The organism is Streptomyces sp. NPDC101151, from assembly GCF_044768335.1.
GTDB lineage: Bacteria > Actinomycetota > Actinomycetes > Streptomycetales > Streptomycetaceae > Streptomyces.
On record NZ_JBIWPP010000001.1, the window covers coordinates 383,081 to 399,180 of the forward strand.

The 16,100-nt window shown below is 66.8% G+C and carries 15 protein-coding genes; all 15 read right to left on the reverse strand.

What is annotated here, in order from left to right; all coding sequences use genetic code 11:
• Positions 1 to 5: 5 nt before the first annotated feature.
• Complete coding sequence (gene rplC / locus ACIRU3_RS01825; protein ID WP_123991105.1) at positions 6 to 650, reverse strand: 50S ribosomal protein L3; 645 nt, start codon at positions 648 to 650, stop codon at positions 6 to 8.
• Positions 651 to 667: 17 nt separating this feature from the next.
• Positions 668 to 976, reverse strand: coding sequence for a 30S ribosomal protein S10 (gene rpsJ / locus ACIRU3_RS01830; protein ID WP_003948644.1), 309 nt, complete (start codon positions 974 to 976; stop codon positions 668 to 670).
• A gap of 944 nt (positions 977 to 1,920) precedes the next feature.
• Complete coding sequence (gene pqqA / locus ACIRU3_RS01835) at positions 1,921 to 2,061, reverse strand: pyrroloquinoline quinone precursor peptide PqqA (RefSeq protein WP_404049911.1); 141 nt, start codon at positions 2,059 to 2,061, stop codon at positions 1,921 to 1,923.
• Positions 2,062 to 2,080: 19 nt separating this feature from the next.
• Positions 2,081 to 3,211 carry a PQQ-dependent sugar dehydrogenase gene (locus tag ACIRU3_RS01840; RefSeq protein WP_404049913.1) on the reverse strand — a complete coding sequence of 377 codons (1,131 nt, stop codon included), beginning with the start codon at positions 3,209 to 3,211 and terminating at the stop codon, positions 2,081 to 2,083.
• Between the two features lie 671 nt (positions 3,212 to 3,882).
• On the reverse strand, positions 3,883 to 4,905 hold the full coding sequence (locus ACIRU3_RS01845; RefSeq protein ID WP_404049916.1) for a hypothetical protein: 1,023 nt from the start codon (positions 4,903 to 4,905) through the stop codon (positions 3,883 to 3,885).
• 85 nt (positions 4,906 to 4,990) lie between these two features.
• Positions 4,991 to 7,219 carry a hypothetical protein gene (locus tag ACIRU3_RS01850; RefSeq protein ID WP_404049918.1) on the reverse strand — a complete coding sequence of 743 codons (2,229 nt, stop codon included), beginning with the start codon at positions 7,217 to 7,219 and terminating at the stop codon, positions 4,991 to 4,993.
• Between the two features lie 45 nt (positions 7,220 to 7,264).
• Positions 7,265 to 7,687: a hypothetical protein gene (locus ACIRU3_RS01855; RefSeq protein ID WP_404049920.1), complete on the reverse strand. Its 423-nt coding sequence runs from the start codon at positions 7,685 to 7,687 to the stop codon at positions 7,265 to 7,267.
• 639 nt (positions 7,688 to 8,326) lie between these two features.
• Positions 8,327 to 8,866, reverse strand: a complete 540-nt coding sequence (locus tag ACIRU3_RS01860; RefSeq protein WP_404049923.1) for a hypothetical protein — start codon at positions 8,864 to 8,866, stop codon at positions 8,327 to 8,329.
• Positions 8,863 to 10,878 (reverse strand): hypothetical protein, encoded by a 2,016-nt coding sequence (locus ACIRU3_RS01865; RefSeq protein ID WP_404049925.1) that lies wholly within the window; start codon positions 10,876 to 10,878, stop codon positions 8,863 to 8,865. Before ACIRU3_RS01865 ends, ACIRU3_RS01860 begins: the two co-directional genes overlap by 4 nt.
• 37 nt (positions 10,879 to 10,915) lie before the next feature.
• Positions 10,916 to 11,128 (reverse strand): hypothetical protein, encoded by a 213-nt coding sequence (locus ACIRU3_RS01870; protein WP_404049928.1) that lies wholly within the window; start codon positions 11,126 to 11,128, stop codon positions 10,916 to 10,918.
• A 165-nt stretch (positions 11,129 to 11,293) separates the two neighbouring features.
• Positions 11,294 to 11,482 (reverse strand): hypothetical protein, encoded by a 189-nt coding sequence (locus tag ACIRU3_RS01875; protein ID WP_404049930.1) that lies wholly within the window; start codon positions 11,480 to 11,482, stop codon positions 11,294 to 11,296.
• Positions 11,483 to 11,689: 207 nt separating this feature from the next.
• On the reverse strand, positions 11,690 to 12,883 hold the full coding sequence (gene tuf / locus ACIRU3_RS01880) for an elongation factor Tu (protein WP_404049933.1): 1,194 nt from the start codon (positions 12,881 to 12,883) through the stop codon (positions 11,690 to 11,692).
• 155 nt (positions 12,884 to 13,038) lie between these two features.
• Positions 13,039 to 15,165 (reverse strand): elongation factor G, encoded by a 2,127-nt coding sequence (fusA, locus tag ACIRU3_RS01885; RefSeq protein ID WP_404049935.1) that lies wholly within the window; start codon positions 15,163 to 15,165, stop codon positions 13,039 to 13,041.
• A 39-nt stretch (positions 15,166 to 15,204) separates the two neighbouring features.
• Entirely contained in the window at positions 15,205 to 15,675 is a 471-nt protein-coding gene (rpsG, locus tag ACIRU3_RS01890; protein ID WP_005481264.1) for a 30S ribosomal protein S7, read from the reverse strand.
• A 2-nt stretch (positions 15,676 to 15,677) separates the two neighbouring features.
• Complete coding sequence (gene rpsL, locus ACIRU3_RS01895; RefSeq protein ID WP_003948652.1) at positions 15,678 to 16,049, reverse strand: 30S ribosomal protein S12; 372 nt, start codon at positions 16,047 to 16,049, stop codon at positions 15,678 to 15,680.
• Positions 16,050 to 16,100: the final 51 nt, after the last annotated feature.

Sequence of the window (16,100 nt, forward strand, 5' to 3'; positions counted from 1 at the left end):
TTACCTCAGGCCCCCTTGGCCGCGGTGCGGACCAGGACGAGGCCGCCGTTCGGACCGGGAACCGCGCCCTTGATGAGCAGCAGACCCTTCTCCGCGTCAACGGCGTGGACGGTCAGGTTCTGGGTGGTGACCCGCTCATTGCCCATGCGACCCGCCATGCGGAGGCCCTTGAACACACGGCCCGGGGTGGCGCAGCCACCGATGGAACCGGGGGAGCGGTGCTTGCGCTGGGTGCCGTGTCCGGCGCCGAGGCCCTTGAAGTTGTGACGCTTCATGACACCGGCGAAGCCCTTGCCCTTGCTCTTGCCGGTGACGTCGACCTTGATGCCGGCCTCGAACACCTCGGCGGTGATCTCCTGGCCGAGGGTGTACTCGCTGGCGTCAGCGGTACGGATCTCGACGAGGTGGCGGCGCGGGGTGACGTCGGCCTTGGCGAAGTGACCCTTGAGGGGCTTGTTCACCTTGCGAGGGTCGATCTCGCCGAAGGCGATCTGGACCGACTCGTAGCCGTCGGTGTCGTTCGTACGGACCTGGGTGACGACGTTGGGGCCGGCCTTGACGACGGTGACCGGAACAACACGGTTGTTCTCGTCCCACACCTGCGTCATGCCGAGCTTCTCGCCCAGGATGCCCTTGATCTGCTTAGCCATTCTCAGCTCACCGACCCTCAGAGCTTGATCTCGATGTCGACACCGGCCGGGAGGTCGAGTCGCATCAGAGAGTCAACGGTCTTGGGGGTGGGGTCGAGGATGTCGATCAGGCGCTTGTGCGTGCGCATCTCGAAGTGCTCGCGCGAGTCCTTGTACTTGTGCGGCGACTTGATGACGCAGTACACGTTCTTCTCAGTGGGCAGCGGCACCGGGCCCGCGACCGACGCACCAGTGCGGGTCACCGTCTCGACGATCTTCTTCGCCGAGGAGTCGATGACCTCGTGGTCGTAGGCCTTGAGCCGGATGCGGATCTTCTGTCCCGCCATGGCTACTCAGTAGTCCTGTCTCTTCTTACGCTCTGGAACCCGGTGTTCCGTACTGCCGCTCTCCGACCCACGCGGTCGGGCGTGTCGCGCTCCCGCTGACACAGATGTCCCTTGTTCGAACATCCCTGCGGGGAATGCACACGGCCCTTCCGGAACCGCAAGCCGAGGGCGAAAGGCCCACCGGGCGCCTGGTCGGTGCTGCACCACACTTCCCGGAAGATTCCCGTACGTCCGCCCCAGTGCTGCCCGCAGGCAGTTAGGGCGACGAGTACTGTGGGACTCGCTTCCGGTCCTCCCGGCGGGAGGCGCACAGCATCAACACTCGACCGAGCAACTCCGACAGTCTGCCATATGGGCCGGGGGCCTGGCCAATCGAGCCGGAGAGAATACCCCGGGCGTGACGCACGTCAAACACGGGCCGGATCGAAGGCCGGGGCGGACCGGCTGCGCAGCGCTCGGGGACGCGTTCTTCGACGGCACCGCGGACGACGCCTCGTTCAGGCGACCGACCCGGACCCGCCGGCGTACGCCTGTCGCGGGCACGGTCCTGGACTACCGGGGCATCAGCAGGACCCACCGCCTCACGCCCCGGCACCTGGACGCACGGATCGCCTGCGCCCTGGCAGTCCTGCGGACCTGGGAACGCGAACGCCGAGCGCGCGTGCCCCGGAGCGTCCGGGGCACGCGCGCCTCCACGGCCGGAATGCCACCGCCGGATGCCACCACCGGCGGCGGTGCCGGGAACCGGCAGCGGGCCCGGCCAGTGCCGCGGCAGGCAACGTTTGCCCGTCAAGGAGCGGCGTCCGGTGCGTGCTCTCGGCGTGCCGGCCGGAAGCCCTCGTACTGGACGTACTCGGGCTTTCGGCCGGTGCGGCGAGTGGGGGTACCCCCGCTGGGGGAGCGTGCCGGGCGTCGCGACGGGGCGAACGTTGCCTGCCGCGGCGCTAGCGGGAGCTGAGGGAGTAGGCGGTGACCTCGAGAGCCGTGTCGACGATCTCGTAGGCGGGCGCCTGCCAGGTGGCGCCGTCCGGCTCGGTCGAGGGGATCTGCTCGAGCGGCTGCAGCTGCTCCGTGGCGTCGTTCATGGGTGGTACGTCCTTTCTCTCACTTGACGGACACGCGGAGGATCTTGTCCTTGCCGTATCCGAGGTCGCTCGTGCCCAGCCACAGTTCGTTCGTGCCGGGGACCCGGGCGATGGCGCGCAGCCGGCCGTACTGGCCGGAGTAGAAGGAGGTTTTCGTGCCGACGCGCTCGCTGTCCCCGTCGATCGGGACGCGCCACAGCCGCTGACCGCGGAGCGCCGACACATAGAGGACGTTGTTGACGACGGTGAGCTGAGCGGGCACGCCCTGCTCCGGGGAGAAGGTGGCCTTCGGGCTGGTCATGCCCTTGGCGGCGCAGGAGCCCTCACAGGAGGGCCAGCCGTAATTGCCACCCGGCTTGATCAGGTTGAGTTCGTCGGACTTCTGGTCGCCGATCTCCACCGACCACAGCCGGCCGTTGCGGTCCCAGGCCAGGCCCTGCGGATTGCGGTGGCCGTAGCTGTAGATGTGGTTGCCGAACGGGTTGCCGGGGGCCGGTGCGCCGGTCTTGGTGATCCGGAGGATCTTTCCGTTGATCGAGCTCTTGTCCTGCGCGAGCTTCGGCTGCAGGGCGTCGCCGGTCGTCACGTAGAGGTATCCGTCGGGACCGAAGGCGATCCTGCCGCCGTTGTGGTCCCCGCCCCGCCTGATTCCGGTGAGCACCGCCTTGTAGTTGCTGAGCGACGTGCCGTCGTAGTCCATCCTGACGACCCGGGTCTCGGTCTGCGTGGTGTGCATGAAGAACACCCGCTTGTCCGTCTTGCCGTTCCAGGTCGGTGACGGAGCGACACCCAGCAGCCCGCCCGCTCCCTCGTCGTAGGGCTCGGGCACCGTGTACGGCACCGCGCCGACCCGCTTGCGGGAGCCGTCCCGGTCGAGGAGGTAGACCTCCGATGACAGCCGCTCGGTGACCAGCGCCGAGCGTCCGTCCGGCAGGAACGAGATGCCCCAGGGCGTCTGCCATCCCGTGGAGAGCGTCTTGACACCGGCCGGTGCGCCGTCGGCGGCAACCGTGGCCACGGCGGTGGCGGAGGGCACCGCGGCCGCGGACGCCGGCAGCGACAGGCCCGCCGCCAGCAGTGCGGCCACCGCGGCGAGCGAGGCTGCGCCGAACCGGGATGAACGCCGCACCGAGCGGCCTGGATCTGTCATGTCGTGCCCTTCGTCGTTCCTCGAGTGAGCCGTCGTGGTGCGGCGTGTCCACACGCCCATGCCGAACAGTGGATCTCCCGGCAGCCGCTCCGCTGTGCAACGAAATCTTCACGAAGCGCAACCCACATGCCACTCGTGTGAGCCACGGAGGTGAGCGGCATGGCGCCGCTTTCCCTGACCGGCCGAAGCGGCGGCCGCCGACCGGGTGGTGCCCGGAGCCGGGTGAGCGCCGGCCCGCGAGGCACACGGACGGCGGAGGCGCGGGGAACTGTCCTCCCAGGACAGGCAGTTGAGAACGGCCGATCTGGTCGCCGAGCTGCGGGCGCCCGGGCCTGGCTCGGCGATCGCAGCGGCGGCACTCCCGCAGCACGCGAGACGGCGGGCCACGCCCCCCGTACCGCTCAGCGCTGGAGCCGCCAGGCGCCCGTACCTGTCTGGATCCACGACGGAGCGCACGACAGCCCGTTCTGTTGCGTGCGTCCCACCGCTCCGGACGTCTACGACGTCGCACTCGCACGGCCGACGGCGCCCCCGTGGCTCGGATCACCCGCCGGGCCGGCCGCCTCCTGCCCTGGGCGCACGGATCGCCTACGCCCTGGCAGTCCTGCGGACCTGGGAACGCGAACGCTGAAAGCCGACCCGCCCGGAGCCGGCCATCCGCCTCGGTTGCTTCACCGCTGGGACATGATCCGTACGTCGGTACAGCCGCGCTGCTTCGCCTCGTGGCCGGCGAACGCCTTCAGGGCGGATTCGGCGAACGAGGCGGAGAAGTGCGGGACCGGGTAGCTGTCGGTGTCCCTGTCATAGAGGCGATAGAGCGCGAACACCGCCTCCTGCGTGGACTGGGGGCACTTGGCGGTCGCCCAGGCATAGTCGTTGTCACTGTGGGCGAACGCAACCGACTCGAAGTCCTTGGCGGCGGCACCGTAGTACGCGTACAGGCCGTAGCCGGGCTTCTGGGCTTTTGTGACCAGGTAGCAGTTGGTCTGAGGAGCCTCCGTGTCGGCCGGGTACTCCATGATCTCCGGTGGGCTGCTCTCTTCCGCCGCCGTACCTCGTAGCGCGACACAGGACCCCTGAGCCTGCTGCAAGGGCTTGGCCGTGTCCGGCTTGCCGAGCCGTGCTGGGGACACACCGGTGAGTCGCTTGCCGGCCTTCACCTGACACCCGTACTTCTCGGCTGCCTCCCGGGCGGTCTCGGTCGTCACCCGGCCGAGGCCGGTCAGGGTCGTGCTGTTCGACGTACCGAGCAGGTCACCGTAGGCGACCAGGGCCTTGCTCTTCTGGTTCACGCAGTCGAGCGCGACCATGGCCTGGTAGGTGCCGCCGTCGTACCTGAGGACACCGGACCAGCCGTGGCCGAGCGGGGCTGCCTGCGGCTTCACTCCGTTGTAGTCCGCGTTGTACCAGGTGAGGGTGTCGGAGGGGGCCCCTGAGGTGCTCCACCGCAGCTTCAGCTCCAGGGTGCTGCGCTGGGTCCCGGATCCCGAGCCGTGGACGGTGCAGGCGGTCAGGTAGCCGCTGCCGCCCTCCTCGCCGGCGCTCGGCTGCGACGAGTGCAGAGCCGCCTGGAGCCCGCCCTGGGCCAGAGTGCCGTCACAGGCCCGGTCCAGTGAGCGGTCGTCACGCCATGAGTCGAACGTCCCCGTGCCGTAGAGCACAAGCCCCAGAAGCGCCAGAACCAGCAGGCACACCCCTGCGTACCACCCGGCGTGTATACGTCGGAACCCGGATTTCGTCTGCATCGTGCTCATTCTGTCGGGGCCGTTCCGTGCCGCGTCAGCGGTCCGCGCGCAGGGTGCTCAGCGTGCGGTCACGGCCGTGCTCGTAGTCGTTCTGGCCCGCGTGGACGTAGTCCTTCGTCCAGTCGCTGTCGACGGCATGGCCGCGGCTGTCCGCCCAGGCCCTGACCATCTTGTCGACGTCGTGCTGGCCCGCGTCGTAGGTCTTGGCGTTCGCTTCGGTGGCGGCGAGGTTCGCCTCGGCCACGTGCTCCTTGTTGGACTCATACGCCCACACGTCGAGGGCCTTCGTGCTGAGGTCTCCCACAGGGCTGAGGTCCTTCACCGGGTTGAACACCAGCGCCGTGCTGAGGGACGTACCGAGCCCGTGGTTGAAGTCGGCGGCCCACTGCGTCTTCTTGAACCGTTCGTCGTAGATGATGTCCGACCGGATGCCGTCGTAGGCACCCATGGCACGGGACGACTCCACGATGCGGTCGCGGATCGTCTTGTCGCCGGCGTCAGCGGGAATCCCGTCCAGGACGTGGTGGGAGTACTGCTGTTCGGCCCCGTAGAGATGGCCGAACGCCTCCGGATCGTTGGCGACGCCCCGCATGACGGCGGCGAGACGCTGGTGGCCCACCGCCATGTGCGCCCCGTCCTTGTCGCTCCAGACGGAACCCGTGCCCTCCCAGTCGATGTCGTACTTCGACGACGACTCCGCGTAGGTCTCGTGCGTGTCGGGCGTGTACGACGTCAGGATGTGGGCCAACGGCGTGACCAGGTTCTTCGGCAGATCCTGGGCGTGCTTGTCGGTGTAGAGGGTGTTGATCGTCTGCTGCAGGATGCGGGCCTGCGGCTCAGTATGCCGGTCGATCGCGTGGTAGCCGCCCGGCGTCTCGCCGGTCGTGGCGGCCTCCAGGGCCGCGCCGAAGCCCTTGCGGACGTCACCGTCCTCCGCCATGACGGGTATGCCGACCGTCGTTCCGCCGGGCGGGGTCGCGTAGTGGTCCACGACGGTGTCCCAGTCCCGCTCGTGGAGCAGGTACTCGAGATGGTCGTTGTGGGCCGGGTCCAGATATTCGGTGCTGAGCTTGGGATCCTGGGACATGATGCCCAGCACGCCGTCGAGCGGGTCGTTGGCGAACCAGCCCCGGTCCTCGCCGCTGAACTTGTCCCGCAGGCCCCAGATGGATTCGGTGTGTCCCTGGGCCGTGTACAACTCCTCCGCGTGCCGGATGTCGTCCGCGGTGTCCTTCAGGAACTGCCCGGAGTAGCCGTGCCCCTGCTGCATCAGCGTGACGAGGCTCTGGTACCCGCGGGCCTTCTCGTCCGGGATGGGGCTGAGGCCGTCGACCTTGAACTGCTCGGTTCCGGCCTTCCGCATGTCCGCACGGAAGTTCTTGTAGAAGTCCGAGTCCGGGTCCTTCGTCGCGGTCGCGAGCGTGGTGGCCAGGCCCTTCTGAATGTCCAGGTACTGGCCGCCGTGCTGTTTGTCGCCGTCATGGGCAAGGCCGTCGAGGCTGTTGGAGAGCTGCAGCGTGCCCTTGGCCCCCAGGTCGTCCAGCAGGGTCTGGCTGAACGCCGTGTCGCCGGAGTTGTCGTGGAAGAGGCGCTGCAGCTCCTTGTAGTCCGCGGCGGAGGCTTTGCCGTCGTCGACGCGCTTCGCGATGTCCTTGGCCTCGTCCGCCTCGTACTTCTCGATGTCGCCCTGGGCCTTGCCGTTGAAGCCGTTGAATGTGCCGTCGTTGATGTCGGAGTCGACGCCCACGGCCTTGAAGGCGATCTCGACACCCTTGTCGGCGTCGTCCGCGTTCTTCACGCGCTGGTCGACGTGCGCCTGCCAGGAGGCGACAGACGTGCGGATGCTCTCCTGGTAGTCGGGGTCGTGGGCCAGCGCCTGACGGTCGCCCTGGCTGAGCTTCCCGGTGTCGTACGAGACCACGCCCTGGTCCGACACCTTCATCCCCTGGGCAATGGCGTCGTCCCGGGCCGACTCCAGCTTCTTGCGCAGGTCCACGAACTGGGTGTGAGCGTCACGCAGGAGCGAGGCGATCGCCTTCGCCTCCGTCTGGGCCTTCTGGAACTCCTTCAGCGTGATGCCGAAACGTGCGTTGGCGGCGTCCGCGTGCAGCCCCTGCATGGTCGGCCCCAGGGAGATCCCGTGCACATCGCGCTGGTAGGCGATCTCCTGCTCGTGGAACTTCGTCGCCATGCCGTCCCACCGCTCGGCGGCGGTGGTCAGCGCGGACAGGTCGGTCGTCAGGATCTCGTGATAGGTCGGCATGGTTCCCCGTTGAGCGAAGCGATGGCGGATACGGCGGCCAAGCGGTCAGTACGCGGTAATGGGCGACGGCTTCAGCAGCCCGCCCCCGATTCCGGTGTCCGTCCCCGTCAGTACGGTGTTGGAGCCGCGCAGTGCGCCCTTGTCCCCCGCCAGCCGGGTCATGAGGGTCTGGACCGACTCGCCCCACGTCTTGTGGGTCGTGCTCACGGCTCCGGAGGTGAGCCACCCGTGGCCGTCCTTGGCTCCGAACGCCTTGACGACGGAGTCCGTCTCGTCGTCCGCCCACGCCCCTGCCGTGCGGGTGTGGGGCTCGATGTTCTTCTCGATGGCGTTCGCCGCGGCCTGTTTCTCGGCGGGCGACGATGCGAGATCCTTCTGGCCGCCGCCCGTCGATCCGCCACCGCCGGGGTCGGCAGGGTACTGGTTGAGCTGCATTCCCACGGCCTGTTCGCCGCCACTTCCTGCCATGATGCCAACCCCCGTCTGCGTCTCTGGCGTGCTCGCGTCACGCTAACAACGCCTCTACTGCAAGGGGCACTTGGGCTGCCGCTCCCGGTCTTTCTTTAACGGCTCCTGGGTTGCCGGTGAAGTTGCCTTGACCGACGAACCGAGGACCAGGTCCCTGCCCAACCCGGGATCAGGGCAGCTACCGGACGGATTTCGGGCTGCACCGACGGCCGCCGCGCCCGGAGTGTCACCGACGACGAGACGAGGCGTTTACGCGGAGGGACGCCCAGGGCCTGCGGGGTCGACATTCCAGTCCGTGGCAGATCGCCGTCGCAGAAGACACAGACGAAGTCGCCCTCCCGCACGATGTTGTGCTCCTGGCAGCGAGGGCACCGCCGGGACACCACTTCATGAGTGAAGCGGGCCTGGTGCCCGAGTCCGATGCGGTCAAGGGCCCGGGCGACGGCCGGCCGCTCAGGATCTGGTCCGTGTCGGCGAAGGGAGTGCTTGCCCGCCATGGCCCCCAACGCGGCGTGTTTGACGGCCGTCCCCAGCTCCGAGCAGCCGAGACCGCTTCGGTACCCCGACCCCAGCGCCGACGTTCAACGGTTGCCGACCTGCCAATGAGCAACCGTTGACCGCCCCATGAAGAACAACGCCTCAGGCACAGCCGAGGGTTTTGAGGGTGGCCGGGAAGTAGGCCCGCATGAACTTTTCGATGTCGCTGCGGTGGGTTTGGTCCGTCAATTTGATTTGGGGCAGCTGGAGGGTGAGGGTGAAGTAGTTGCCGTCTTTGGTTTTACAGGGAGCCTGAGAAATCGCACCATCGGCACCAATCACGCTTTTCGAGGCAGAGTGGACGCTACGAGGTTGTGCGATCTGCGAGGTTGAGCCACTCCCCGTAGCTAGATACATGAGGTCCGTGGCACTCTTGTCCCACGAAAAGCGAAACTCGAGGACCGGGTCATGCCTTGATAGCAGCACACAGGGGCCGGTGACTGCCTCGGCCCGATCGACACGATCGAATTCATGCAGGTCATCGGTAGATTTCACGAGCATGCGCGTAAGATCCGGATCGATTGACGTTCCGCAGACTGATTCCGGAATCTCGTTTTCATCCGCCTGGTTGCAGGAAACCTCAAAGACGCCAAGAGACAGCATGACGAGCCCCAGCAAACTGATGCGAAAGAGTGCCCTCACCTCGGCCGCTCCCCAGACATTCCGGCTGCGTGCGCAATTCCTGCCTGCGAAGATCTAGTAATCTCCTCCTTGGGATCGTAGTACGGGTTCTCGCCCACGTGATGCACCTTCTCCCACTCTTTTGCAAGCGCCATCAACTGCCCGTTCCTCGCGGAGTAGGCCTTGATGTTGTCGTCCGACTGCTGGTTATCGAGTCTCTTCTGCTCATCAGCGAGCCACTGGTCGGTGACGTAATCGAACCCAGCCTGCACATCGTCGTTGACCACTGGGATATAACTGATCGCCTTGTCGAAGAACGGCTTGGTCTCGAACTCGGCGGACTTCGGGGATCCCGCTGCCTGGATCCGCGCCTCCTCCAGGAAGCCGACCGTCCGGCCGGCTCGGGTCAGGGAATCCGCCGACTTGGAATGGTCGCCGTGGATGTTCGCGACCATCGCCTGGTTCAGCCCTCCGTTCAGGGTGCCGTAGGCCTCCTTGTCCTTGGACACCTGCTTCACCACCTCGAAGAGCTGGTCCTGCTGCAGAGGCGAGTGCTCGATGTCGATCTCGCTCATGGACGCGTGGACCGTGGCGCCATGGTTGACCAGGATGCCGGCCATGGGTTGTCGCAGCGATGGTGGGAAGTCGTCGCCCCGGTCCGCCAAATAACCCAGCGCCAACTTGAAGACCACATCATTCGCATGCCTGTGACCCACATAGTGCGCATGCTTGTCAGCCGGGTCGATTCCCGTTGCCGCCGCCTGCAGGGCCGCTCCGAAGCCCGCTCGGTCGTCCCCGTCGAGCCCGGCCGCGTACGTGCCCGCCTTGGAGGTCCCCTGATTATGCAGGGTGACCTTCCAGTCGCGCTCCTGCATCAGGTACTTCATGTGCGCGTCCGAGCCCAGGTAGTGCGCCGCCGTACTCGGCTCATGGCTCATGATGCCGAGCATCCCGTCCACCGGGTCGTTGGCGAACCAGCCGCCCCGCTTCCCGGCGTACTCGCCCTTGAGCTGCCAGATCCCCGGATGCTGCCGCTCCGCTCTGATCATGTCGTCCGTCAGATCCTCGAGCATCTCCGGCGCATACCCGTGCCCCTTGCCCATCAGGGTCACCAGCGACTGATATCCCACCGCCTTGTCCAGCCGCTCCCCCTGCGCATCGGTCGCACAGTGCTCGGTCCCTGCCTGCCTCATCGAGGCACGCCAGTCCTGGTACCAGGGCGAGTCCGTATCCCGCGTCGCCGTCGCCAGCGTGTCCGCGAGGCCCGACTCAATCGTGGAGTACGTATGCGCGGCCGCCCCGCCCCGGACGTGGATCAGGTCGTTCAGTTCGTTCGTCAGCCTGATCGTGCCCCTCGTACCCAGATCGTCCAGCAGCGTGCGGGAGAACGCCTCGTCTTCGGAGTTGTCACGGAACACCCGCTCCAGTTCCGCCAGTTCACGCCGCGACAGATGCCCGCCCCGGCTCAGCTTCTCCAGCGCACCCTCCGCCTCCAGCGCCTCGTACTTCTCGACGTCCCCCATCGCCCTGCCGTTGAAGCCCCGGCCCCCGACCAGCGGGTCCGAGTCGACCACCGCCGCAGTCAGCGCGATCTGGACGCCTGTGTCCGCGTCCGTCATGTCCCGAACCGCCTTGTCGATCCGGTCCTGCCAGGACCGCAGGTCCGCGTCGGTCGGGGAGTCCCCGGCGTGGTGCTCGTCGACGCAGACCAGGCCGCGGTCCGAGACCCGCATCCCGGCCGCCATCGCCTCCCGCCGCACCGCCGTCAGCCGGCCTTTCAGCTCCACGAACTGGGCGTGCGCGTCCCGCAGCAGGGAGGCGATCGCCTTCGCCTCCGTCTGCGCGTACCGGAACTCCTTGAGCGTGACGTCGAACCGTCCGTGCGCCGCCTCCGCGCTCATCCCCGTCCAGGCGACGCCCAGCGAGATGCCGTACACATCCCGGCGGTAGGCCCTCTCCTGCTTCGCGAACTCGCCCGCCGTCCCGTCCCAGCGCTCGGCCGCGGCGGTGAGTGCGGAGAGGTCGGTGCTCATGATCTCGTGGTACGTCGGCATCCCCGGCCGTGCCCCCTCAGTACCGGTCCAGGGCGGACATCTGCCGCAGCGTCGACCCCACGGCCAGGTCCGTGCTCGTCAGGACCACGTTCGTACCGCGCAGCGCTTCCTTCTCCGCGCCCAGCCGGTCCATCAGGTTCTTGACCTGGTCGCCCCAGCTCTCATGGGCCTTCCGCAGGGCCGACGAGGTCAGCCAGCCGTCCCCGTCCCGCGTACCGAAGGTCTTCACCGCCGCCGCGGTCTCGTCGTCCGCCCAGCACCCGGCCTTGCGGGTGTCCTGCTCGATGTGGTCCTCGATGGCCTTCGCCGACGCCTGCTTCTCGGCAGGCGAGGACGCCAGGCCCTTCGCCCCCGGGCCACCGACCGGACCCCCACAGTCCCACCCCTCGCCGTACTACTGCCGCCGACTCTCCGGCGGACCCGGGTACGGCGCCGGCCGCCCTCCCGTGTCGCTCAGGAGCCGTTGCAGCACCACCGTCGGATCCGCCCTCCGGAACATCAACCGATGGACGCCGATCTTGGTCACGGTGTGTTTCATGGCCGTCGCGTTGACGTCGACCGAAGCGGTCGGAAGCCCCGCCATCCCGTCACGAGCCCCGCCATGTGCCCCGCCACGTCCCGTTCGCCACCGAGGAGTTGGAGCCTCCGCCGGTGCGGAATGAATGGCGTCCCGGGTCCGTCACCCACAGGTCACCGCCCCCGGACAACGCGAAGGGGCCCGTACGACCGAAGTCGTACGGGCCCCTCCGACAGCTACCAGGTCGGAGACCCGGGCCGGATCAGCTCAAGATCACTTGTTGATCTTGGTGACCTGGCCGGCGCCCACGGTCCGGCCACCCTCACGGATGGCGAACTTCAGGCCCTCTTCCATGGCGACGGGCTGGATGAGCTCCACCGTCATCTCGGTGTTGTCACCCGGCATGACCATCTCGGTGCCCTCGGGGAGGGTCACAACGCCGGTCACGTCCGTCGTACGGAAGTAGAACTGCGGACGGTAGTTGTTGAAGAACGGCGTGTGGCGGCCACCCTCGTCCTTGGACAGGATGTAGGCCTGCGCCTCGAACTCGGTGTGCGGGGTGACCGAGCCCGGCTTGATGATGACCTGGCCGCGCTCGACGTCCTCGCGCTTGATGCCACGGAGCAGCAGACCGACGTTCTCACCGGCCTGGCCCTCGTCGAGCAGCTTGCGGAACATCTCGATGCCGGTGACCGTGGTGGTGGTCTTCTCCTGCTTGATGCCCACGATGTCGACGGTCTCGTTGACCTTGAGGACACCACGCTCGATACGGCCGGTGACGACCGTACCGCGACCGGTGATCGTGAAGACGTCCTCGATCGGCATGAGGAACGGCTTGTCGACGTCACGCTCGGGCTGCGGGATGCTCTCGTCGACGGCCTTCATCAGCTCGAGGACGGACTGCGTCCACTCGGGGTCGCCCTCGAGCGCCTTCAGCGCGGAGACCTTGACGACCGGCAGGTCGTCGCCCGGGAACTCGTACTCGGAGAGGAGCTCACGGACCTCGAGCTCGACGAGCTCCAGGATCTCCTCGTCGTCCACCATGTCGGCCTTGTTCAGGGCGACGACGATGTACGGAACGCCGACCTGGCGGGCCAGGAGCACGTGCTCCTTGGTCTGCGGCATCGGGCCGTCGGTGGCGGCGACCACCAGGATCGCGCCGTCCATCTGCGCGGCACCGGTGATCATGTTCTTGATGTAGTCCGCGTGACCCGGGCAGTCGACGTGGGCGTAGTGACGCGCATCGGTCTGGTACTCGACGTGCGCGATGGAGATGGTGATACCGCGCTGGCGCTCCTCGGGCGCCTTGTCGATGTTGTCGAACGCGGTGGCCTCGTTCAGGTCCGGGTACGCGTCGTGCAGCACCTTGGTAATGGCGGCCGTGAGGGTCGTCTTACCGTGGTCGATGTGACCGATGGTGCCGATGTTGACGTGCGGCTTAGTCCGCTCGAACTTCGCCTTCGCCACTGGGGTCCTCCTGTGGAGTGGTTCTGTACGCCTTACTTCATCGGCGCCAGGTGATCTTTGCTGGAAAGCCCGGAACCCGGGGCAAACATCCAGGATTGTGGCTGTTTGCCCCTTGAGGCTCCGGAGTCAAGCCTAAGGCGTGGGAACGCGGTGCGTTACTCGCCCTTGGCCTTCGCGATGATCTCCTCGGCGACGTTCCGCGGAACCTCGGCGTAGGAGTCGAACTGCATCGAGTAGCTTGCGCGACCCGACGTCTTGCTGCGGAGGTCGCCGACGTAGCCGAACATCTCCGACAGGGGCACGAGGCCCTTGACGACGCGGGCACCGGCCCGCTCCTCCATGGCCTGGATCTGGCCACGGCGGGAGTTGATGTCGCCGATGACCTCACCCATGTAGTCCTCGGGCGTGGTGACCTCGACGGCCATCATCGGCTCAAGGAGCACAGGGCTGGCCTTGCGCGCGGCCTCCTTGAAGGCCTGCGAACCGGCGATCTTGAAGGCGAGCTCGGAGGAGTCGACCTCGTGGTAGCCACCGTCGATGAGCGTGACGCGGACGCCCGTCATCTCGTAGCCCGCGAGGATGCCGAACTGCATGGCCTCCTGCGCACCGGCGTCGACCGAAGGGATGTACTCCTTCGGGATACGACCACCGGTCACCTTGTTCACGAACTCGTACGAGGCGTCGCCGCCCTCGATGGGCTCGATCGCGATCTGCACCTTGGCGAACTGACCGGTACCACCGGTCTGCTTCTTGTGGGTGTAGTCCACGCGCTCGACGGCCTTGCGGATCGTCTCGCGGTAGGCGACCTGCGGCTTGCCGACGTTGGCCTCGACCTTGAACTCACGGCGCATACGGTCGACCAGCACCTCGAGGTGCAGCTCGCCCATACCACCGATGATGGTCTGGCCGGTCTCCTCGTCCGAGTGGACCTGGAAGGACGGGTCCTCCTCGGCCAGGCGCTGGATCGCGATGCCCAGCTTCTCCTGGTCGCCCTTGGACTTGGGCTCGATGGCGACCTGGATGACCGGCGCCGGGAAGTCCATGGACTCCAGGATCACCGGGTTCTTGTCGTCGCAGAGCGTCTCACCGGTCGTGGTCTGCTTCAGACCCATCACGGCGACGATGTCGCCGGCGCCCACCGACTCGATCTCCTCACGCTTGTTCGCGTGCATGCGGTAGATCTTGCCGATGCGCTCCTTGCGGCCCTTGACGGAGTTCAGCACGGCCGTGCCGGACTCCAGGCGGCCCGAGTACACCCGGACGAAGGTGAGCTTGCCGAGGTGCGGGTCGCTCATGATCTTGAAGGCCAGAGCCGACAGCGGCTCCTCGTCGGACGGCTTGCGCTTGACGACCGTCTCCGGGTCCTTGACGTCGTGGCCCTCGATGGCCTCGATGTCAACGGGAGACGGCAGGTAGCGCACGACCGCGTCGAGCAGGGGCTGGACGCCCTTGTTCTTGAACGCGGTGCCGCAGAACACCGGGGTGACCGTGGTGTCCTTGGACTTGCCGGACGCGATGGTGATACGACGGATCGCGGCGTACAGCTGCTCCACGGAAGGCTCCTCGCCCTCCAGGTACAGCTCCATGATCTCTTCGTCGTTCTCGGCGACGGCCTCGATCAGCTTGCCGCGGTACTCCTCGGCAGCCTCGGTGTGCGTGGCCGGGATGTCGACGATGTCGTACATCTCGCCCTTGGTGGCCTCGGCGGACCACACGAACGCCTTCATCGTGACCAGGTCGACGACGCCCTTGAAGTCGGCCTCGGCACCGATCGGGAGCTGCATGACGATCGGCTGAGCGCCCAGGCGGTCAGAGATCATGTCGACGCAACGGTGGAATTCGGCACCGGTCCGGTCGAGCTTGTTGACGAAGCAGATACGCGGAACGCCGTAGCGGTCCGCCTGACGCCACACCGTCTCGGACTGGGGCTCCACGCCGGCGACGCCGTCGAACACCGTCACGGCACCGTCGAGCACGCGCAGGGAACGCTCCACCTCGACGGTGAAGTCGACGTGGCCCGGGGTGTCGATGATGTTGATGGTGTGGTCGACGTCGGCCAGCGGCCAGTGACAGGTGGTGGCAGCAGAGGTGATCGTGATGCCACGCTCCTGCTCCTGCTCCATCCAGTCCATGGTGGCAGCGCCGTCGTGGACCTCACCGATCTTGTAGGACACACCGGTGTAGAACAGGATCCGCTCGGTGGTGGTCGTCTTGCCCGCGTCGATGTGGGCCATGATCCCGATGTTTCGGACCTTGGCCAGGTCAAGTGAAGTGGTAGCCATAAGGCTTCAGTCTTCTCTCGGTCTCGATGTGGGTAGCGACTACCAGCGGTAGTGCGCGAAGGCCTTGTTGGACTCGGCCATCTTGTGCGTGTCCTCGCGCTTCTTGACGGCCGCACCGAGGCCGTTCGAAGCGTCGAGAAGCTCGTTGAGCAGACGCTCGGTCATGGTCTTCTCGCGACGGGCGCGGGAGTAGCCGACGAGCCAGCGCAGCGCGAGGGTGTTGGCGCGACCGGGCTTGACCTCGATCGGAACCTGGTACGTCGCACCACCGACACGGCGGGACTTGACCTCGAGGGTCGGCTTGATGTTCTCCAGCGCGCGCTTCAGCGTGATGACCGGGTCGTTGCTGGTCTTCTCGCGCAGGCCCTCCATGGCGCCGTACACGATGCGCTCGGCGGTGGAGCGCTTGCCGTTCAGCAGCACCTTGTTGATCAGCGACGTGACCAGAGGAGAACCGTAGACCGGGTCGATGATGACCGGGCGCTTCGGGGCGGGGCCCTTACGAGGCATTTCTACTTCTCCTTCTTGGCGCCGTAGCGGCTGCGGGCCTGCTTGCGGTTCTTGACACCCTGGGTGTCAAGGGAGCCGCGGATGATCTTGTAGCGAACACCGGGCAGGTCCTTCACACGGCCACCACGCACGAGCACGATGGAGTGCTCCTGCAGGTTGTGTCCCTCACCCGGAATGTAGGCCGTGACCTCGATCCCGCTGGTCAGACGCACACGCGCGACCTTACGCAGGGCCGAGTTCGGCTTCTTCGGGGTGGTCGTGAACACACGCGTGCAGACGCCACGACGCTGAGGGGAACCCTCGAGTGCGGGCGTCTTGTTCTTCTCGACCTTGTCCTGCCGGCCCTTACGGACCAGCTGCTGGATCGTAGGCACTACTTCTCCGGTTTCTGTGTGCCGATAGGTACAGCTAACCTGGAACGTCGC